This window comes from Nodularia chucula CCY0103 (assembly GCF_963923915.1).
Taxonomy (GTDB): Bacteria; Cyanobacteriota; Cyanobacteriia; order Cyanobacteriales; family Nostocaceae; genus Nodularia; species Nodularia chucula.
Genome location: NZ_CAWUOL010000042.1, coordinates 13,015 through 33,906, shown reverse-complemented (window position 1 = coordinate 33,906; position 20,892 = coordinate 13,015). Strand labels below are relative to the sequence as shown.

At 40.3% G+C, this 20,892-nt stretch carries 15 protein-coding genes and 1 pseudogene; 9 read left to right on the top strand and 7 right to left on the bottom strand.

From position 1 onward, the window contains the following. Positions 1 to 11: 11 nt before the first annotated feature. The gene (locus ACM0OP_RS13295) at positions 12 to 197 is read right to left on the bottom strand and encodes a hypothetical protein (protein WP_414528890.1); all 186 of its coding nucleotides are present in this window, start codon (positions 195 to 197) and stop codon (positions 12 to 14) included. Positions 198 to 1,397: 1,200 nt separating this feature from the next. Here ACM0OP_RS13295 and ACM0OP_RS13290 point away from each other — a divergent pair. The 3 genes from ACM0OP_RS13290 (at position 1,398) to lspA (ending at position 4,396) form a co-directional block, all read left to right on the top strand. After that, positions 1,398 to 2,693 carry a glycosyltransferase family 4 protein gene (locus ACM0OP_RS13290; protein ID WP_414528889.1) on the top strand — a complete coding sequence of 432 codons (1,296 nt, stop codon included), beginning with the start codon at positions 1,398 to 1,400 and terminating at the stop codon, positions 2,691 to 2,693. Between the two features lie 115 nt (positions 2,694 to 2,808). Then, positions 2,809 to 3,414, top strand: coding sequence for a biotin transporter BioY (locus ACM0OP_RS13285; protein ID WP_414528888.1), 606 nt, complete (start codon positions 2,809 to 2,811; stop codon positions 3,412 to 3,414). A gap of 511 nt (positions 3,415 to 3,925) precedes the next feature. Continuing rightward, positions 3,926 to 4,396 (top strand): signal peptidase II, encoded by a 471-nt coding sequence (gene lspA, locus ACM0OP_RS13280; RefSeq protein WP_414528896.1) that lies wholly within the window; start codon positions 3,926 to 3,928, stop codon positions 4,394 to 4,396. A 159-nt stretch (positions 4,397 to 4,555) separates the two neighbouring features. Here lspA and ACM0OP_RS13275 read toward each other — a convergent pair whose 3' ends face one another. After that, a complete protein-coding gene (locus ACM0OP_RS13275; RefSeq protein WP_414528887.1) occupies positions 4,556 to 4,951 on the bottom strand; it encodes a hypothetical protein in 396 nt (131 codons plus the stop codon). 438 nt (positions 4,952 to 5,389) lie between these two features. On the opposite strand from ACM0OP_RS13275, the gene ACM0OP_RS13270 reads away from it, so the two are divergent. Continuing rightward, on the top strand, positions 5,390 to 7,663 hold the full coding sequence (locus ACM0OP_RS13270) for a transglycosylase domain-containing protein (RefSeq protein ID WP_414528886.1): 2,274 nt from the start codon (positions 5,390 to 5,392) through the stop codon (positions 7,661 to 7,663). Between the two features lie 192 nt (positions 7,664 to 7,855). On the opposite strand, the pseudogene ACM0OP_RS13265 reads toward ACM0OP_RS13270, so the two are convergent. Together ACM0OP_RS13265 and ACM0OP_RS13260 are read right to left on the bottom strand one after the other, a co-directional pair. After that, positions 7,856 to 8,956: pseudogene (locus ACM0OP_RS13265) on the bottom strand (DUF4335 domain-containing protein); the annotation flags it as partial. Continuing rightward, complete coding sequence (locus ACM0OP_RS13260; RefSeq protein ID WP_414528885.1) at positions 8,956 to 9,603, bottom strand: DUF3038 domain-containing protein; 648 nt, start codon at positions 9,601 to 9,603, stop codon at positions 8,956 to 8,958. The gene ACM0OP_RS13260 and the pseudogene ACM0OP_RS13265, both read right to left, overlap by 1 nt. A 344-nt stretch (positions 9,604 to 9,947) precedes the next feature. Here ACM0OP_RS13260 and ACM0OP_RS13255 point away from each other — a divergent pair, with 344 nt between their 5' ends. The 5 genes from ACM0OP_RS13255 to ACM0OP_RS13235 all read left to right on the top strand — a co-directional run bounded on the left by ACM0OP_RS13255 (position 9,948) and on the right by ACM0OP_RS13235 (position 14,315). Beyond that, a complete protein-coding gene (locus ACM0OP_RS13255; protein WP_414528884.1) occupies positions 9,948 to 10,466 on the top strand; it encodes an adenine phosphoribosyltransferase in 519 nt (172 codons plus the stop codon). 51 nt (positions 10,467 to 10,517) lie between these two features. Continuing rightward, on the top strand, positions 10,518 to 11,558 hold the full coding sequence (locus tag ACM0OP_RS13250) for an ABC transporter permease (protein WP_414528883.1): 1,041 nt from the start codon (positions 10,518 to 10,520) through the stop codon (positions 11,556 to 11,558). A gap of 6 nt (positions 11,559 to 11,564) precedes the next feature. Continuing rightward, positions 11,565 to 11,846 (top strand): hypothetical protein, encoded by a 282-nt coding sequence (locus tag ACM0OP_RS13245; RefSeq protein WP_414528882.1) that lies wholly within the window; start codon positions 11,565 to 11,567, stop codon positions 11,844 to 11,846. Positions 11,847 to 11,936: 90 nt separating this feature from the next. After that, a complete protein-coding gene (locus ACM0OP_RS13240; protein ID WP_414528881.1) occupies positions 11,937 to 12,383 on the top strand; it encodes a DUF29 domain-containing protein in 447 nt (148 codons plus the stop codon). Positions 12,384 to 12,731: 348 nt separating this feature from the next. Next, positions 12,732 to 14,315, top strand: a complete 1,584-nt coding sequence (locus tag ACM0OP_RS13235) for a tryptophan 2,3-dioxygenase family protein (RefSeq protein WP_414528880.1) — start codon at positions 12,732 to 12,734, stop codon at positions 14,313 to 14,315. Positions 14,316 to 14,332: 17 nt separating this feature from the next. On the opposite strand, the gene ACM0OP_RS13230 is transcribed toward ACM0OP_RS13235, so the two are convergent. The 3 genes from ACM0OP_RS13230 to purL form a co-directional block, all read right to left on the bottom strand. Further along, positions 14,333 to 16,156, bottom strand: coding sequence for a PAS domain-containing sensor histidine kinase (locus ACM0OP_RS13230; RefSeq protein WP_414528879.1), 1,824 nt, complete (start codon positions 16,154 to 16,156; stop codon positions 14,333 to 14,335). A gap of 392 nt (positions 16,157 to 16,548) precedes the next feature. After that, positions 16,549 to 18,069, bottom strand: a complete 1,521-nt coding sequence (gene purF / locus ACM0OP_RS13225; RefSeq protein ID WP_414528878.1) for an amidophosphoribosyltransferase — start codon at positions 18,067 to 18,069, stop codon at positions 16,549 to 16,551. Between the two features lie 278 nt (positions 18,070 to 18,347). Further along, the gene (purL, locus tag ACM0OP_RS13220) at positions 18,348 to 20,729 is read right to left on the bottom strand and encodes a phosphoribosylformylglycinamidine synthase subunit PurL (RefSeq protein ID WP_414528877.1); all 2,382 of its coding nucleotides are present in this window, start codon (positions 20,727 to 20,729) and stop codon (positions 18,348 to 18,350) included. Positions 20,730 to 20,892 lie beyond the last annotated feature (163 nt).

Sequence of the window (20,892 nt, the reverse complement as noted above, 5' to 3'; positions counted from 1 at the left end):
ACAGATTCAGATCAAAAAGACCTTGCTTTATCGGTCATGGCAACATCACTGGCACCAAAGTCCACATTTGTCGCAATACTACTGAAAGAGTCTGAGGCTTGTTCTGTAACACAAGTCCCAAAGCTAAATTTCAGTCCTAAAACTGATTCTGTAGCTATTGGATCACTTTTTCTGGTTACAGATAGACGTAATAGCATTGCTATGAACTTTTAGTGAATTGATCCAGATGAGCGATACAAGGATACCTCTAAAAGATACATCTCAAGGTAAACAAAAGGTTAACGAGGGGAAAAAAGATACTTTATTTTTTTATAAATTGGTTACATATAAAGTTTATTTTGTCAATAAAATTTATACATATCTCAGAAATAGCTGGCGATTGCCAACCTACTCTTCCCTACAGAAGAAGTCGGCTAACCCTGAGCTTAGGTTTGCAACAAAGGTTCTATCCTCGGTATTTGACCTCAAATATTTAGTATCCTCGATAACTTTCTTATCTCTGTGGTTACTGTTTTCTGGACTTAGGTATAACTCATGAGGAAATCCTCTGATTCTCAATTAAATCACTCAAACTAAATTAGCTTTTTTAATGGAAAATTACCGGATGAAAGTATTATTTTTACTTACCCACAATAACATCACCAAAATTGAAAACATTCTGAAAATATTGCTGTTTCTTGAAAAGTCAAATAATTAGACCATAATGAGCTAATTGATTTAGTGATATCTCACCTTTTTTGTACTGTTAATAAATCTTGAAACTTATTTGATATTTACAGCAGATTTCGTAGTAGTGAGGTACACAATGGCTGGCAAGATGCCCACTCTACAAGTAAACTCTATAAGTCTGTACCTAAGTTACTTGCAAAGCGCTGTATATAAAAGCTAATTTGAGCAATCACTCTTTCGGTAAACCCTATCCAAAGCTAGAATTTCCAACACAGTGCTGCAAAATTGATCGAAAATCCCATAAATCTATATAAACTGGACATAACATCCCACAGATGTTACAAAGTCAAGGGATACTTATGGTAAGACAGCGATCGCCAGCCTCATAGTATGCTGATAATTGCACCCTAAATTCACCTCATTCCAGAAAAATATATAGAAAAATATTACCTTTTTCTCAAAAATTTATGCAAACCTTAGCAAGAAAATATCCGCTTTGCAGTCAAGGCTGGTATACTATCACTAATTATTTTAGATACGACTTTGTTGCGGGTTTTGCTGGTTAGTCCTACAGTTGACTACTCTTCAGCCTGTTAGCAATTTTCGTAAAACTGACATAAACCTGTTTTCCTAACTTAACTTCTCAAAACTCACCATTGTGATTCCTGTATAATAATTATCCCCCCAAAGCCGACTTTATAATAGTGACTCCCAGACATTAACACCTTATGTACATTTTAATTTATTCTTACAACTACTACCCAGAACCCATTGGCATTGCGCCTTTGATGACTGAACTAGCAGAAGGACTAGTAAAGCAAGGTCATCAGGTACGGGTAATTACAGGAATGCCCAATTATCCCGAACGCCAAATTTATGAGGGATATCAAGGGAAATGGTACTTAACTGAAGAAAAAAATGGTGTCACTATTCAGCGCAGTTATCTGCGAATAAAGTCTAAACCTAATCTTCTAGATCGGTTACTACTAGAGTTGAGCTTTGTCTTTACCAGTTTGCCCCAAGCCCTGAGAGGCAAGAAACCAGACGTTATTTTATTAACTGTACCACCACTACTGGTTTCCTTACCAGCAGCTTTCCTGGGCTGGCTCTACAATTGCCCGGTAGTGCTGAATGTTCAAGATATTCTTCCAGAAGCCGCCATCCGCATCGGGCTAATCAAAAACAAGTCCATGATCCGCGTGCTAACATTTTTAGAAAAATTTGCCTATAGAAACTCACATACTATCAGCGTTATTAGTGAAGGATTTCGAGAAAATTTAGTCAATAAGGGAGTACCTAATAAAAAAATAGTTTGTATTCCCAACTGGGTAAACATAAATTTTATTCAACCTTTAAAAAATGAACATAATTCCTGGAAATCAGAACATCAACTAGATGGTAAATTTGTTGTTCTTTATTCAGGAAATATTGCCCTCACTCAAGGGTTAGAAACAGTCATAGAAACAGCAGTTCGCTGTCGTGATATTAAAGATATTGTGTTTGTGATTGCAGGTGAATCAAAAGCCTTAGAAAGATTACAAAAATATTGTTTGAGTTGTGGTGCAGATAATGTATTGTTATTACCCCTACAACCCAGAGAAAAACTACCAGAAATGTTAGCAGCATCTAATGTTGGGTTAATTGTGCAAAAGCGAAATGTGATTTCATTTAATATGCCATCTAAGATCCCCTTACTTTTAGCTAGTGGTAGACCAATCATTGGTTCAGTTCCCAAAAATGGTACTGCGGCTCAAGCTATTCAACTCAGTGGCGGTGGTATAGTTGTAGATCCGGAATCACCAGATGCTTTAGCAGATGCAGTCCAAAAATTATATAAAAATCCCACTCTAGGCACGCATTTGGGTAAAAAAGGCAGAGAGTATGCTGTAGAAAACTACTCTTTTGAGCAAGCACTGGAAAGCTATGAAGAGCTATTTTCTGCTGTCACCTCAGAACAAGAACAAGGATCAACTGCGCCTGTTGTTACCCCTTTGAGTTCTAAAAAATCACTTGTTGAAAATTAATTTTTCCCCATACCATAGTATTTATGACCAATAGTTATGGTTACTCTCGCCAACTTAGTTAACCCATCTTTAGTTAACCCATCTTTGAAATTGTTTGAGCATTTGTGCAGGTAAAATGTCTGGAAGCTTTGAAAATGTGGGAACTCTTCAATTACTATGGTCTATGGTTGGGTTGCTCTTGACAGTGGGCGGTACTTTCTTAGAAGCCTATGGTGTTGCTGGTTCTGGAAATTCGGGTCAGTTAGGAATCCAGACTTTTTCTCTAGGTGTTACCTGTCAAATTGGTGCTGTGCTGTTAGTAGGTTGCTTAGGAGGGAAAAATGCTGGCGCACTATCCCAAATCGCCTATTTAGTCATGGGTCTAACATTGCTACCTGTTTTTGCTGATGGTGGGGGTGGAATTGATTATGTTAAGGTGTCTCAGTTTGGCTATTTACTGGGTTTTATTCCTGGAGCCTGGATTTGTGGATTTCTCGCTTTTAAAGCCCGACCAAGGTTAGAAACCCTAGCTTTCAGCTGTTTTACTGGCTTGTTCACTGTCCACTTCTGTGGTGTGACTTATTTAATAGTTAGTTATATTTTTCAGTGGAAAGGTACGGAAAATTTCGCGTTGATACAAGCAATTCTGAGATATTCTTGGTTTGCACTACCGGGTCAACTAGCTCTAGTTTGTGCTGTTACTGTAATAGCGTATATATTGCGTCATTTAATGTTTTACTAGTTATTCAGTTGAGATAAAAACGGTATTAAAAATCAGGAAAAAACAAACTATTTTAGAAAAGGTCAACAGGATGGAAATCTTGATCAATAACTAAGAGGGTGTTTGAAAAGTGATGGTTAATGTATCAAATATTGTTTTACCCCTCCCTAACTCTCCCCTTGCAAAGGAGCTACCGTGTACACACAAGTTGGGAAATTCTCTTTTTTGTCATAAGACCCCACCCCTAGCCCCTCCCCGCAAGCGAGGAGGGGAACCGGATTTACAGGGAAATTGGGTTTTTAGGGCTGGAAACCCTTTTTGGATCAGGATGTGTGTACACCGTAGTTGCAAAGGGGAGAGGGAACTGGGTTTTCTTGTGTTCCCCCTTGGTAAGGGTAAAAATGTGATAGAATTTACCGCTAAAAACTTATCAAACAACCTCTAAGGACGACCCCCATCAGTTAATTAATTTGAGACTATCTTGCTTTTGATATTTGCTACTGCTACTCTCCACTCCCTACTTCCTAGTTCCATGCGCTTAAAAAATCATCTGTTTTGGATTGCGGCTTTCATCGCTTTTTTCTTGGATCAATTGACAAAATACTGGGTAGTGCAGACCTTTAGTTTAGGAGAGACACTACCTATCATAGCAGATGTATTTCATTTTACCTATGTGACTAATACTGGTGCGGCTTTTAGTCTATTTAGTGGCAAAGTAGAGTGGTTACGCTGGCTATCTTTGGGAGTGAGTTTGGTGTTGATAGCAGTGGCTTGGTTTGGTGAAGAGTTAAATTATTGGGATCAGTTAGGCTATGGTTTGATTTTAGGCGGAGCAATGGGGAATGGAATTGATCGCTTTGTTTTAGGTTATGTTGTTGATTTTCTGGATTTTCGCTTGATTAATTTTGCAGTATTTAATATGGCAGATTCATTTATCAGTATTGGAATTATTTGTCTATTAGTTGGTTCTTTTCAAAAAACTCCCACTTCTAGTGAGCGGTGATACTGAGCTAAATAGCTAATAATCCCACGACTTTTTTGGAGAGTAAGCGTAGCAGGATTTTCACAGTCGTGGGATATCACAATGAAATTTATATCAGAGATTTTATACCAATTTAAAATTATGTGCAGCTTCATTTTAAATTGGTATAAGCCCTATAATTTATTGGGGATTAACTTCGGGCTGAAACTCAAATTCATTCTGCATTAAACCTTCTGGGGCTGGAATTAAGGTATCATTTGGCTCAGACCCCTCTGGTATTAAGGTTTCTGGGGTAGTCATGTTTTCAATAGTGGTGTTACTATCTAACAATGGTACGGAAACACCACCAGATGTAGGAGGAACCAGTGCTGTACCTCCTGGACAACGGGAATTAAGAGGCGATCGCTCACATAAAATTTTCATACCTTCTGGTGAAAGCTTGATTTCCGTGGGCGCATTCATCGATAAGCTATCGGATTCGCCTACGGGGGATTTACTTGATTCAGCAAACGCAACATTGGTAGTCAAAGCCAAGGTTAAAGCTGTACCAATCAGGGTCAGATATTTTCCCTTCATTCAGAAATTCACCTCAAAGGAAACAGAATACTCCGCCAATTAAATCAAACAAGTAATTGGAGAAAATCTGCCTAAATGTAGATGTATAAATCACGGAAAAAGTGTAGTGGATTTTTTCTATGTAAACTTTGAATTAATATTAAAATCAACGTGGGTTTAGAACAATACCAACATTCAAGTATTAACTCTGATTATTTCATAAATAATAGTAAGTAAAATCCAGGCTAGAGACTATAAAATTCAAATTTTGTCTCACAAAAAAACACCAAACTGATTAGGTAACTTTTCTGAGTGAATATTGTTTTAGTGTAAGATTGAATCGGGAAAAATTCCGTACAGCTAACTTTTGCCATAGCTGATGAGTAGAATAGTGGAGTATCTGTATGCAGATTGTCATTCTGCCGATTTTTCGCCCACAATTGTGATGTAAATTAGCCGATGAGTTCCCCCCAACCTCCTCACAAGCCACAAACTCTACTTGGTCAACTGACTCAAGCAGTACAGACAATTCAAGCAAGGGTTGACTTTTCCAAGTTGGCGCTCAAGCCCAATGCCAAAGTCCCAGAGATATGGGTGCAGGATGCGGGGGCGGACAAAGCGGAAGTCTATCCGTTGTTAGGCGATCGCTATATCCTCGGTCGGAGTTCCAAATCCTCTGATATAGTGGTTCGCAACCCAGTGGTTAGCCAAATTCACCTGTCACTGTCGCGGGATTCGACCCAACGCACTCCGGTGTTTGTGATCAAAGATGAAAATTCCACTAACGGCATTTATCGTGGTAAACGCCGAATTAATAAGTTAGAGCTGCGTCATGGTGATATTTTTACCCTTGGGCCGCCAGAACTAGCAGCTTCAGTGCGGCTCCAATACGTCGATCCAGCACCTCTGCATATTAAAGCAGCAACTTGGGCGGCTTACGGTGTAGGTGGTGTCAGCGCTCTTGTGGCCTTAGTTATTGGGGTAGAATGGCTAAAATTTCGCGTCAGACCTCTACCCACAGCAACTAGCGCGCCCATTGTTATTTATGCTGGTGATGCCTCTACACCCTTGCGTCAACCCCGCAGCACTTCCCACGTGGATCTGCAACGCTTAGAGGATTTCGGCCCTTATTTACCCGCAGCAGTTATTTCCTCAGAAGATAGTCGCTATAATTGGCACTTTGGTATTGATCCTTTGGGGATTTTGCGCGCCGTCCTGATTAATACTCGCAGTGGAGATGTGCAGCAGGGAGCCAGTACCGTGACTCAGCAAGTAGCTCGAAGTTTGTTCCGCGATTATGTTGGCGCTCAAGATTCTTTGGGAAGAAAGCTGCGGGAAGCTGTTGTCTCTTTCAAGCTAGAGACTTTTTACAGTAAAGATCAAATCTTGCTGACGTACTTAAATCGAGTATTTTTGGGGGTGGATACATCGGGTTTTGAGGATGCATCTCGTTATTACTTTGATAAGTCAGCGAAAGAATTAACTCTCTCAGAAGCGGCGACATTGGTGGGAATTTTACCCGCTCCCAATGCTTTCAATTTTTGTGGAAGTGGCTCAAGTCGGCTGCAACCTGTTGACTATCGCAATCGCGTTATTAGGCGAATGTTGGATATGGGTAAAATCTCGGAAGAGGAAGCCAATCGCGCCAGGCGATCGCCCATTCAAATTAGCCCCAAAGTCTGCGAACAGCAAGCCAGTACCATTGCGCCTTACTTTTACAATTATGTCTTCCAGGAATTGGAATCAATTTTGGGGGTGGGAGCCGCCAGAGAAGGTAACTATATAATTGAAACCAATCTCAATCCAGCCATTCAAGCCCAAGCCGAAACAGCCTTGCGTAATTCCGTCAACAACGCCGGATCAGTTTTTCGTTTTTCTCAAGGTGCGATCGTGACCCTAGACACGAGAACTGGTAGCATTTTATCAATGGTAGGCGGCACTGATTTTAGAGAAACCCAGTTTAACCGTGCTGTCCAAGCCCAAAGACAACCAGGCTCCACCTTCAAAGTCTTCGCCTTTGCTGCGGCTCTGGAAAACGGCATACCAGCCTCTAAATCTTATTCCTGCGCTGCCTTACCTTGGCAAGGCTTTACCTACAGACCTTGTAGAATCGGTGCTGGGGGTTCCTTAAATATGACCGTGGGGTTTGCCCAATCGGAAAATCCCATTGCACTGCGAATAGCCAGAGAAGTAGGGCTAAATAAAGTTGTTGATATGGCCAAGAATTTAGGAGTTAAATCATCACTAGAAGCAGTTCCTGGCTTAGTTCTAGGGCAAAGTGTAGTTAATGTTTTAGAAATGACTGGTGCTTTTGGGGCGATTACTAATGGTGGTGTTTGGAATCCACCCCACGCCATTAGCCGGATTCTTGACAGTAGTGATTGTCAAGATCGTAATGATTTAACAACCTGCCGAGTTGTCTATTCTTTTGATCAACAAAATCGAGATGCTAACAAGCGAGTCTTATCCGCAGGAGTAGCTGATGAAATTAACCGGATGATGCGTCAGGCGGTGACTAATGGTACTGGTCGCGCTGCTGCTATTGGACTAGGGGAAGGTGGAAAAACCGGTACAACTGATAAAAACGTTGATTTATGGTTTATTGGCTCAGTCCCTAGTCGGCGGCTTGTTACTGGTATTTGGTTAGGTAATGACAATAATTCACCCACATCAGGAAGCAGTGGCCAAGCGGCTCAACTCTGGGGCAGTTATATGAGGCAAATTACCAGATAGGGAAGAGGCAGGGGGCAGGGTGCAGGGTGCAGGGGTGAAGAAAGAGGCAGGGGGAAGGGTGCAGGGTGCAGGGGTGAAAAGTTCCCAATCTCCAATCCCCAATCCCCAATCTCCAATCCCCAATCCCCAATCTCCAATCCCCAATACCCAGTCCCCAGTCCCCAATCCCCAATCCCCAATCCCCAGTTACTGATATCCCCACCAAGGACTAACTTCCAAAACACCGTTTCTAGTAAAAACTACTTTAAATTGGGCTATTGGTTCATTAGCGATCAGAGAACCACTCGCTGGATTGTAAAGCAGTGTGGGTAGAGGAGTTAATTCTATATCCTCATTTGCTGCGGAATTTACAGCTTTATACCCCACGATCGCACCATCGGCGGTTGCACCTACACGATAGATTAAATCTTCTGTTAATTCTGAGCGATTAGTCCAAGCCGGATTAATTGTGCTATAAACTTGGCTATTCATCACACGCAGTTGGGATGAATCAGTAATTTCTGTAACTCTGTTTAAGATTGCTTCTAAATCGGTAATTGTTGGTGCTGTCTGGGTTGGGGAAGTGGCTACCTCTGGTTCAGTGGTTGTAGGTGGAGTGAATATATCTGGTGGTGTTGTGGTTTGTGCTGCTGTAGAATTGTTACTAGGTGCTATGGAGCTAGTTTCTTCCTTGATATTTGGTTCTGGTGGACGCATCTCTGGGACGGGAATTAAGCTAAAAGCGATCGCCGCCACTGCTACGGAGGAAATTCCTATACCTGCTGGTATCCCCTGCTTAATTAATACTTGATTACCACCGCCGTAACGTCTAGCAACTGGGTGTAATTCTAGTGATAACTCTGGTAAGGTTTGGCTGTCCGCAAAAAATTGATCTACAGCTTCTACTAGATCAAATAACTGTACTGTGTTCAAATCCAACTCAATGGGTGGTTGATCATAATTAGGCTGAGATTTAAAACCGTCGCCTACGACTTCAGGATGGACAATTAACCTATGTCGGTTAGTTGCAACTTTTTGTAACTCCACTAACTCTGAGCCTTGATTATGGGCTTGGGGGTTGGATACATTACTCAAAAATTCTTGAGCATAGCCACTCACCGCCCTGACTAGGCTTTCAAAAAATTCCCGCCCACCCACTAGAGGCTGATTGTAGCCAGATACACGACATTCCGCATTGACCAAGATGGATAATTCTGGGCGCGTTTCTTGGTATTGTGCAGCTTTCGCGGCATCACTTAAACCTTCTAAGAGCAGCGTACAATTAGGCAAACTATATTTACGTTGGATATTCATTATTCTACTTCACCGTCAAAAAGACTAATCCAGAAGCGCTGCATTCCTGCTGTTCCAGTACAAAATAACAATTGTCCTAACAAATTTATGGCTAACTCATCTAATTTCTCATCAGAATTAAATACCATGACACTAGAACGGCGTGGATTCATCCGACTTTTGAAATGGACTCGAAAGCGCTCTAGATAATTAGATAAGCGCAAATTTTGTGCTAGAGGGATCTGCTTGTCACTCATTTGCTGATATGTCATCAACATCTGGCGAATGACAACGGTTAAGCGCCGCGCTATGTAGCTAGCAATTACCACTAAGGCTTTTGCTTCCATGATGCTGAGGGGGCGACGGATGTGCGATCGCCTCCAGGGATTAGAACTACGCATCCGCCATAAATTTACTCGGTGTTTAATAATACCTTTTAACTCTAACTCATCAGCAAAAGCCAGAATGGCTTCAGAACCACCAAGTTCTAAAGCTTCAATCGCCAGTAAAATTAGATCAACTTGCACCCTAGTTCTAGCGGGACAACCCTGGGCGGCGTTAGCGAAATTGACCGCAGGTATGGCAGGGTCTGGTAAACTATCCAGAATCATCGGCAATGATGGGGGGGTCGGACTATTCAATGGCGTAATCGCTGCTGAGACATTCATTATATAAAATACCTTGTGCGGTTCTAACAGACTCAATAAAACTAGTACAACTTATTTAAACAGGTGCAAAAACAAGAATGTGAGACGTGTGGGAGTAATAATACTACCTGATATATACATTAATTACTTGTTCTACTCAAATAGTTAAGTATACTGAAATTTTAGTTTTCACAGCATCTGTTAACTCTCCTATGTTGTAAATACCAGCTTATCTTTAGATTGCTGTAGATTCTAGCCATCGTCAATGGATTGTTAAATTACTTCCCAGGCTGTGAGATTATGGTCTTGGTCATTAGTTATTAGCAACTAACAATCTTTCCCATACTCCCCACTCCCTGATATTTATGGATTTAAAGTCTCTCATTCGTGACATTCCAGATTTTCCTAAACCCGGAATTGTATTTCGGGATATTACTACCTTACTGCGCCATCCAGAGGGATTACGCTACACTATTGACTTTTTCACAGAAAAATGTATCGAATCTGGATTCAGTGTGGATTATGTTGTGGGTATGGAATCCCGTGGTTTTATTTTTGGCTCTCCTTTAGCTTACAAATTAGGGGCTGGTTTTATTCCAGTTCGCAAACCCGGAAAGTTACCAGCAGCAGTTCACTCCATTGAGTATGAATTAGAGTACGGTACAGACTGTCTGGAAATGCACCAAGACGCTTTGGAGCCAGATAGTCGGGTTTTAATTGTGGATGATTTGATTGCTACAGGTGGTACAGCCAGTGCAACGGCAAAGTTAGTCCAGAAGATTGGCTGCGAACTTGTAGGATTTGGGTTTATCATCGAGCTACAGGAATTACAAGGACGTAAACAGCTACCAAATGTGCCAATTATTTCCCTAATTGAATACTAGTGAAGGTGGCTTTCGCTATATCCTCAGTCCATAACCAATGATTAAACTGCTATGACTTCTACGAAAATTTCCCTGGAGACAAGTCGAGATTGGCTAATAGGGCTAGTCACGAGTGAAACGTTTTTTTATGTAGTGAAGCGGATATTACAAGCACTGTTCACCTTGTTATTGGCTACAGCGCTGTCGTTTTTTATCATGAAACTATCTCCAGGGGATTATGTAGATACCCTGCGGCAAAATCCCACAATTTCTCCGGAAAGAATTGAGGAATTGAGGCAACAATTTGGCTTGGATAAATCTTGGCCAGAACAGTTTGGGCTATGGTTATGGCGAATTTTGACAAAAGGTGATTTTGGTACAAGTTTTGTTTACCAACGCTCCGTAGCTTCTTTGTTGTGGGAAAGGATACCAGCAACTTTACTCTTAGCGATCGCATCTTTATTCTTTACCTGGGCGATCGCCATCCCCTTTGGCATTTTGGCAGCAGTCAAACAAAATCAAACCACAGATAGGATTCTACAAGTCATTAGCTACACCGGACAAGGATTTCCCAGCTTCATCACAGCCTTATTTCTGCTCATCTTTGCTCAAATCACCTCACCCTTATTCCCCGTAGGTGGAATGACCAGCATCAATCATGGTGATTTCTCTTGGTTTGGTAAAATCATTGATATTGGCTGGCACATGATTCTACCCACAATAGCCTTAAGCATCACTAGCTTTGCTGGTTTGCAGAGAATTACTCGCGGTGAATTATTAGATGTCTTGCGTCAAGACTATATCCAAACCGCTCGCGCCAAAGGACTACCAGAAAATCGGGTAATTTACATTCACGCCCTCCGCAATGCCATAAATCCCCTAATTACCATATTAGGATTTGAACTAGCTGGTTTATTCGGTGGTGCATTCATCGCAGAACAATTCTTTAACTGGCCTGGTTTAGGGAGATTAACTTTGCAAGCCGTAATTGCCAAAGACCAATATTTAGTTATGGCTAGTCTCGTAATGAGTGCCGTATTACTGAATATAGGCAATTTAATTGCAGATTTGCTGTTAAAAGTAGCTGATCCCCGGATTCGGTTGGAATCTTAATTAAGTATGTTTTCTGAAACTTATTATATAATTCGTTCCTCATCTGACGGACGTTATCTCCTAGCTCATCCTAATCCTGAAACTTCCGGTTATTTATTACTTTTTCGGGAAAACTTTGATGCTTTAAGCTATCTCAACACCCATGCAGGTGAACTAGCTAACCGCTTCTCAGTAGAATCTATTCCCGGTACACAATTGGGTAACTTGCTCAAGCGTTGGGGTTTTAGCGGTGTAGGAGTGGTTACAGATCCTTTATTACCCAAAGTTGAATTTATGCAGCATAGTTGAAAGCCACATAGTTGAAAGCCACTCAACTAATTAAAATAGATTCATATTCGTTTTCATGTTGGCGCAGCCTCTTGTAGAGAAAAACTTATTATGAAAGCAGAGTCAAAAGCTACACTCTATGAAACCGATTATCAGCAGTGGATAGACACCACTTTACAGCATTTACGCAACCAAGAATTTAATCAATTAGACTTAGTGCATCTCATTGAAGAAATTGAAGCGATGGGGAAAAGTGATAAACGAGAGTTACAAAATCGGTTAATCATTTTACTCATGCACTTACTTAAATGGAAATATCAACCCAACAATCAATCTAGTAGTTGGTTATCAACTATTGACGAGCAACGTCGTCAATTATTATTCATATTTGAAGATAGTCCTAGTTTAGAAAAAAATTATCTGGCTACAGTATTTGATAAATGTTATCAAATGGCGAGAAAATCAGCTACTAAGGAAACTAAATTATCTGTAAGTACCTTTCCTGAAAGTTGTCCTTTTTCCCAAACTGAAATTTTCAATATTGATTTTTATCCCTAAGTTTTCTCCATTATCAATCACCCAAACTTGATATAGCAATTCCCATTCAAGCGAAGTAGAAGCAGTCATAATTAAACGCAGATACACGCAAATACACGCAGATAGGTTTGTGCTTTATTAGACTGAAAAATACTGTATCTTCATCTTTTACGAGATATTACTTAGGCATAAAACAAAATCTTAGACTACCATGTTACATATATAGCAACTAACAAGGTGGTTAATTATTGTAAAAGTCCAAAAATAATTCACAGCAAGCATTTTAGTTTTGACCCTTCGATTCCGCTTTGGGGTCTTAGTAAAATCTGACTACTAAAAAATAGTAATCACTTTTGGGGTGTAATAAATATGGACACAAAACCTTACGAGCTTTATATTTCACTAGAAGAACTAGAAAATCTTTGGAAATGTGAAACTAATTGGCAGAATGAATTATTTCTACGAGCTACACTCGTAGCCTTTGAACTGTCATTTTTACTAATCCATGACACTGCTCAAGATATCCGTTCAACAGTCCGAAAAGAAGAAAGGATTAGAAGATTATTTTGTGGTTGCAATCAACAAATACAACTGCTAGGAGAATTACTGGATAATACAGCACCTGTAATAAAAACTGTTTCCGATCAGCAATCAACTAAAACAAATTTTAGCAAACTCCTTGTTTTAGATGAAAATATCTCCAAAAAATTTAAACAATGGAGTATTTTCTATAAAACTTTTCTAGAAGATATGAAATTTAACGTGGGAATTGAAAGTTACATTAATCAAGTACCACCTCAAAATATTACTATCCCTTATGATGAATGGATTAAACCTGAGACTATATCGACTATCTTTAATAAAAGAAATTTTAATGCAGAAGATAAATTATTTGTTGTAGTACATCAAGTTACCGAGTGTTGGTTATGTATGACATTAAATTTATTAAAAATTAGCCAATGTGCAATGCAAGAAAATAATTGGCAAACTGCAACTGATAAAATTAGTCAAGCCTGCTCTATCCTCAATTATCTGGCACAACACATTTTAATTTTAGAAACAATGGTCTTAGCCGATTATCATCCCTTGCGTGTTAACTTAAGAGATGCCAGTGGCGCTCAATCAAAGCAAACATTGGATATAGTCAATATAGCCAAAGCTTTATTTTTACCTATCACAGAATATTTAAAATTACATAATTGTTCTTTGATTGATATATATGATCACCCAAATAAACACGTTCATGTATATCAGTATATAGAAGTATTATCATGTTTAGAAACAAGATTAACTAACTTCTTTTTTTGCCATTATAAATTGGCTACACAAATACTCGGCACAGAAAGCTTAGGCTCACTGGGATTTGAGGTACAAAATTTAATAAAACGTTTTGTACAGCCAATATATCTAGATTTAGATAAAGTACGTTATCAATATGTTGTCGTTACTAATTTTAAATATGGACAAGAAGCAGGTAATATAATCAGTTCTCTAGAAAATACAGATTTAGTTCAAACAATTAATGGAGATAATGGAGAAATTGAAGTTGGAGAACATATAATTGAGGACACCATAAGTAATTATATGGAATCAATTCGTGAGCATGACTTGGAAAGATGGCTGAGTCTTTTTGAGTCAGATGGTTCCATTCAAGACCCATCTGGTAGTAGACCATTTAAAGGAATAAGTGGTTTAAAAGTATATTTTCGGGGATTCATCAAAGTTTTTCCTACCGATATTCAAATTAAAATCAAAAATATTGTAATAGTTTCCAATGAAGGAAAAGCCAAATTTAATTGGGAAATTCACACAACACATAAAGAGATACCAGTTAATTTTTCTGGTTTAGATAAAATACAGTTTTCACCAAACGGAAAAATTAAAAATATTCACGTTTTTTATGATCCTAGTGTCATATCCCAACAATTACTAGCTACTTTTAGAAAATATTAAATAAGCCGACTATTGCTTTATTTTAAATCAGGTGCAGTTTTTGTAGAATCAGGGTTTTTATGAAGTTTTTTATCAATAGGAATAGTAATGATAAATTCTGTTCCTGCAACAGATGAAGAGATAAATTTTAATGATCCTCCATGTGTTTGAGCAATAATTTGGTAGCTAATTGCTAATCCTAAGCCTGTACCTTTACCTATAGGTTTAGTAGTGAAAAAAGGTTCAAATAGACGACTTTGTGCTTTTTCTGGTATTCCTACACCACTATCAGCAACTCGTACAATCAATTCTCCCATCTGAGATATTTCAGTGCAGATAGATATATAATTAGGAAATTGATTTATTTCCTCAGTTGTGCGTTGAGTATCCCTTTCTTCTATAGCATCTATAGCATTACTGAGAATATTCATAAAGACCTGATTTAGCTGTCCTGCATAGCATTCTATGAGCGGCAGCTTACCGTATTTTTTAATGACTTTTATTTCTGGATGACTTGGTTTAGCTTTAAGGCGATTTTGCAAAATCATTAAAGTGCTATCAATTCCTTCATGAATATTAACTGCTTTATATTCCGCTTCATCCATACGGGAAAAAATTCGCAAAGAAGTTACAATCTGCCGAATACGCTCTGCTCCTATTTTTATTGATGCCAGCAGTTTTGGTAAATCCTCGATAACAAAATCCAGTTCTATGGCTTCACCTTGCTGTTTAATTTCAGTAATAGGATGAGGATAATGATTTTGATAAAGTTTGAGTAAGTTAAGTAGTCCTTCTATATAGTTATGAGCATGGATTAAATTTCCATAGATAAAATTAACTGGGTTGTTGATTTCATGGGCAATTCCTGCAACCAATTGACCCAGAGAAGACATTTTTTCACTCTGAATTAATTGTGACTGAGTAGACTGTAGTTCCTTTAATGTTGTCTCTAATGCCTCAGCTTGTTGTCGTAGTTGTGCTTCTGATTTTTGTAAAGCTATTTCAGCTTCTTTGCGCTCAGTAATATCACGCACAAGAGCTAGTCCATGCGGCTTACCATTATATGTACAGCAGGTTCCCGTTACTTCAACATCAATTAACTTTCCATCTTTTCTGATATTTACTGCCTGACAATAGAAATAACCAGTTGTCCTTAAAGTTTCAATATACTTTTCAAACAAATGTAATGATTCGGGATGTACATAATTAGCAGGAGAACATTCTTTTAATTCTGCTAAAGAGTAACCTAACATTTCACAAGTTGCTGGGTTTACTTCTACCAGTCTACCTGTCTCTAAATCATCAATAAAGATGCCATCATTAACTGCTTCAAAAATACTACGATATTGTGCTTGTTGTTGATGTAGCCTTTCTTCTATCTGTTTTTGCTCTGTAATATCACAAACAACAATCATACCCCCTATTAATTTTTTTTGTGCATTATAAATAGGACTACCATTAACTTTTAACCATATTCCTTCTGGTACTGCAATAGTGTAAATAAACATTTCTACATCTTTACAAGTCTCACCCTGAATTGCTTTTATTAACGGTATTTCATGTAGAGCAAAAGGTGTTACCTGATCGGATTTAAAACATTTATTATCCTGTAACCAATCTTCTTGTTGGATTTTTTCTATTTCATCACCAAATATTTGTGATGCGGCTGGATTATACAATACAATTTTGCCTTGATTATCGGCAAAAATTACTCCATAATTCATGGAGTTTAAGATTAGATGTGAAAGGGTAGGCTCTGGCGGAGAAATATCTTCAATGATGGAAGTGACTCCCGTAATTTTGCCATCTGTGTCAGTGAGCAGTTTTGTGTCCTGATTTTTTGCATCTCTATCAGCATCCATAAAATTTTGATTAGTACAATTGTATTTTTGACTGGGCATGAGTGGGGCTAATAGAATTTATAAGGTTCTTATTACTTATGATTCCCTTTGATGTTATGAAATTTGACAATTTTTAGAAGTTTTATAATTATTTAAGCTATCTTAAAACTAATAAATAACCTGATATCTTACGCCTGTTAAACTAAATCTTAAATTCCTCTTTTATATAGCAACAGCCAAGGTTGAGGGGGCGACATAAACTGATCATAAAAGTTAGACACCGAAAGGCTTTTACCCTACTCCCCACTCCCTACTCCCTACATCGCGTAATATGCATAAAATTAAGGGTAGACGTTCTGCCCACCCCATCATAATTTATAATTCTGTTTAGTAACCCTGGGGAAATTTTTTAACTAAACCACGACCTTTTCCAATATGAGCTTAGAACGCTTGACTTTCTCAGGAATAGCTACAGGATAATCGCCAGTGAAGCAAGCTGAACAGAAACTATTAGTATCTTCCTGAGTTGCTTCTAACATTCCCTCCCAACTGAGATAAGCCAGGCTATCTACTCCCAATTGTTCGGCGATTTCTGCCACGGATTTGGTAGCAGCAATCAAATGATCCTGGCTATCAGTATCGATCCCGTAAAAACAGGGGTGTGTAACTGGTGGAGAAGAAATTCTCATGTGTACTTCTGTCGCACCAGCTTCACGCAAGGCTTTAACGAGTTTCCGACTGGTTGTACCCCGAACAATTGAATCATCTACAATAATTACTCGTTTACCCACCAACACATCTTTGAGGGGGTTAAGTTTCATGCGAATCCCAGTTTCGCGCATGGATTGTGTAGGCTGAATAAAAGTGCGCCCGACATAGCGATTTTTAATCAATCCTTCTGCGTAAGGTACACCAGAGGCTTGGGAAAATCCAATGGCCGCAGGGATTCCCGAATCTGGAACACCAAAGACAATATCAGCATCTACAGCCGATTCTGCGGCTATACGTCGCCCTAATCTCATGCGATAGGTGTACAAACTTTCGTTGTGCATGATGCTATCAGGACGAGCAAAGTAAATCATCTCAAAGATACACAACTTGCGCTCAGGTTTTTGACTCCAATGGTAGGAAGCCAAACCTGCTTCAGTAATCCAAACTAACTCCCCTGGTTCGACATCCCGTAAGTATTCGGCTCCAATGATATCTAAACCACAAGTTTCTGAAGCTAGGACGTAACGCACTGGATTACTACCAGGTAAAGTCCCAATTACTAAGGGGCGGATACCGTTGGGATCGCGGACACCCATCACGCCTACAGGAGTACCCAGGACTAAACTAAAAGCACCTTCGCAACGATGAAACGCTTGAATTGATCCTTCTAGCCAATCTGCACCGGCGTTAACGGCTTCGGCGATCGCAAAAGCAATCATTTCGGAATCTGTGGTTGTAACTAAACTGACATTAGTCTGGACTAACTCTTCGCGCAATTGTACAGTATTGACTAAATTTCCGTTATGTGCTAAAGCCAATGAACCTAATCGAGTTTCCACCACCGCAGGTTGGGCATTATCTTTGCGACTGGAACCAGTGGTGGAATAACGAGTATGACCAATGGCCAGATTTCCGGGCAAACGCTCTAAAACCCCTTCATTAAAGACTTGAGACACTAAGCCCATGTCTTTGTGCAGGTGTACTTGTGCATCCTCAAAAGTGGCAATACCTGCTGATTCTTGACCCCGATGTTGCAGGGCATATAATCCAAAGTAGGTCATTTTGGCAACATCTTCTTCTGGTGCATAAACGCCAAAAACACCACAAGCTTCTTCTGGCTTGTCTGGTCGATGTTCTTGACCATTAATTGGTTGTGTTACCTGATTGGGGTCTTCATCCGATATATCTGGCGTAGCCATAGTGACGGAATGGATGGGAATCATTGGCTATTGCTCCTGGTTGGGGTGTCAAGTCGGAATAATTGGTAATTCGTAATTCGTAATTCGTAATTTATACCTCCTCAATAAATTGAGTGAGTTGTGCGACATTTTGAACTGGAATTAACTACGAATGACAAAGTAAGAACTAGTAATTATTTGGTCACTGGGATTATGTCGGTGGATAGTTGCTGAATCCTTAACGAATCTTTAACCATCTATTAAAACAGTACCGTAATTATGCTCATAGAGGTTAATTATCCTGGTATGGGGGATGAAAAAAATTAATTGGGAGTATTGTTTGGTTTAGTAAGACGGTTACTGATCGCCTGGAAATAGCGATCGCGCATCTGTTCCATACTAACTTTGATTAAAGTTTGGTTATCAGCAGTTAAAATTGCCAAACCAGCATCAGAACTGCCCAAATTTTTCACCATACCGATTTTTTGCCAACTTTCTCCTAGATGCTCCTGTAAGTAGGATTCCCAATTTTTCTGTGCTGATGATGTTACCGAAACTAAAATTCTCGCCCCACCTTCACCAAACAGCACCTCATCCAGACGTTTTAACTGGGTTTCAGGAATTTCTATCTTAATTTCCGCGCCTAAATTCCCAGACAGACAAGATTCCGCCACAGCCACAGCCACACCACCCTCAGCCGAATCATGGGCTGAACGTATCCAACCCGCCCGAATACCGTCACGGCAAACTTGCTGTACACGACGTTCCAAATCAAAATCTACCCGTGGCGGCTTTCCAGCCACAGTCTTGTGAATAGTCGCTAAATACTCAGATGCACCCAAACTCAGGGAGGATGTCAGAGGTAAACCCAAAAGATAAATTAAATCACCTGCGGCTTGCCAACCTTGACCACAAATTTTGCTTAAATCGGGAATCAATCCCACCATCCCCACAACCGGAGTCGGATAAATTGGTTGGGGATTACCTTCAGCATCAAAAGTTTCATTGTATAGAGAAACATTCCCCCCGGTAACTGGTGTAGCCAATTCCAGACAACCTTCCGACAAGCCCCGACAAGCCTCAGCCAATTGCCAATAACCAATGGGTTTTTCTGGACTGCCAAAATTGAGATTATCTGTCACCGCCAGAGGTTCAGCACCCACACAACTGAGATTGCGCGCCGCTTCTGCCACCACAGCCTTAGCACCCTCATAAGGGTCAAGATAAACATAACGAGGATTACAGTCTACAGTCGCCGCCACCCCAGATGTCACACTTCCCAGTTCAAATTCTGCATTTTCTGGTTTTTCTAGGGGACGTAAGCGCACCACAGCCGCATCTGCACCCCCTGGCAACATCACAGTATTATTCTGCACCTGATGGTCATATTGACGATAGACCCAACTTTTAGAAGCGATGGTGGGCGTATCGAGCAAAGTGAGCAAAATATCATCCCAAGATTGCAATTTTCCTTGAATTTCAATCCCAGATGTTGTGCAAGTTGGCAAAGAATCAGGCGACCATTTCCCAGCTTCACGGGCATATTCTGGTGGTTCCGCCAACAATTCCCGTTCATACAGTGGGGTATTTTCCGCCAACGCCTCAGCCGGAATTTCTGCGGCTACTTTACCCTCGAATAAAATCCGCACAATGGGGTCAGCAATCACCGTACCTGCTACCACAGCATGAAGTCCCCAACGTTCAAAAATATCAATTAGCTCTTGTTCCCGCCCCTTTTGGGCGACAAACAGCATTCTTTCTTGGGATTCCGACAACAGGTATTCATAGGGAACCATTCCCAATTCCCGCACAGGAATCTTATCTAAATCAAATTCAATCCCCACACCACCTTTAGCCGCCATCTCTGCTGTGGAACAAGTGATCCCCGCAGCACCCATATCCTGGCCGGCCACAACTGCACCAGTTTTAAAGGCTTCTAAACAGGCTTCAATTAAAGACTTTTCGATAAAGGGATCGCCTACCTGCACGGCGGGACGGTTATCTAGTGATTTATCATTTAATTCCGCACTAGCAAAACTTGCCCCTCCCATACCATCACGTCCGGTGGTAGAACCAACATACAGCACGGGATTACCTAAACCAGAGGCTCCGGATTTAACAATTTCCGAAGTTTCCATCAATCCCAGCGCCATCACATTTACCAAGGGATTACCGGAGTAAGCTTTATCAAAGTAAACTTCACCGCCCACAGTGGGAACCCCAACGCAATTACCATAATGGGAAATTCCCGCTACGACACCATTAAATAGGCGCTGGGTTTTGGGGTCGTCTAAATCACCGAAACGTAAGGAGTTTAATAAGGCAATGGGACGCGCCCCCATTGTAAAGATATCTCGGAGAATGCCACCTACACCAGTAGCTGCGCCTTGGAAAGGTTCAACGGCTGAGGGGTGGTTATGAGATTCAATTTTAAATGCTAATTGTAGTCCGTTGCCTAAATCAACAACTCCGGCATTTTCACCGGGGCCAACTAGGATGCGGGGGCCTGTGGTGGGAAAGTGTTTGAGTAATGGGCGGGAATTTTTATAACAGCAATGTTCAGACCACATCACCCCAAACATTCCCAGTTCAGCTTTGTTGGGATGTCGCCCTAAGCGTCTGACAATTTCGGCATATTCTTCTGGTTTTAATCCTTCGGAGGCGATTTCTTGCGGGGAAAAGGGAGTAGGGGAGGTGGCGGTCATGGGAATAATGCACCAAGAGTACAGAGCATTATTGTATCGATTTAGTTACACTATATGTGCAGTTTTCGCCATGTAATTCTTACTTTTTTGGAATTTTCTTATATCCTAACTGCCAAGGGAGTTGCTATATTAGGGGCTGCGGCTGGCTTGTGGATGCTGTCAC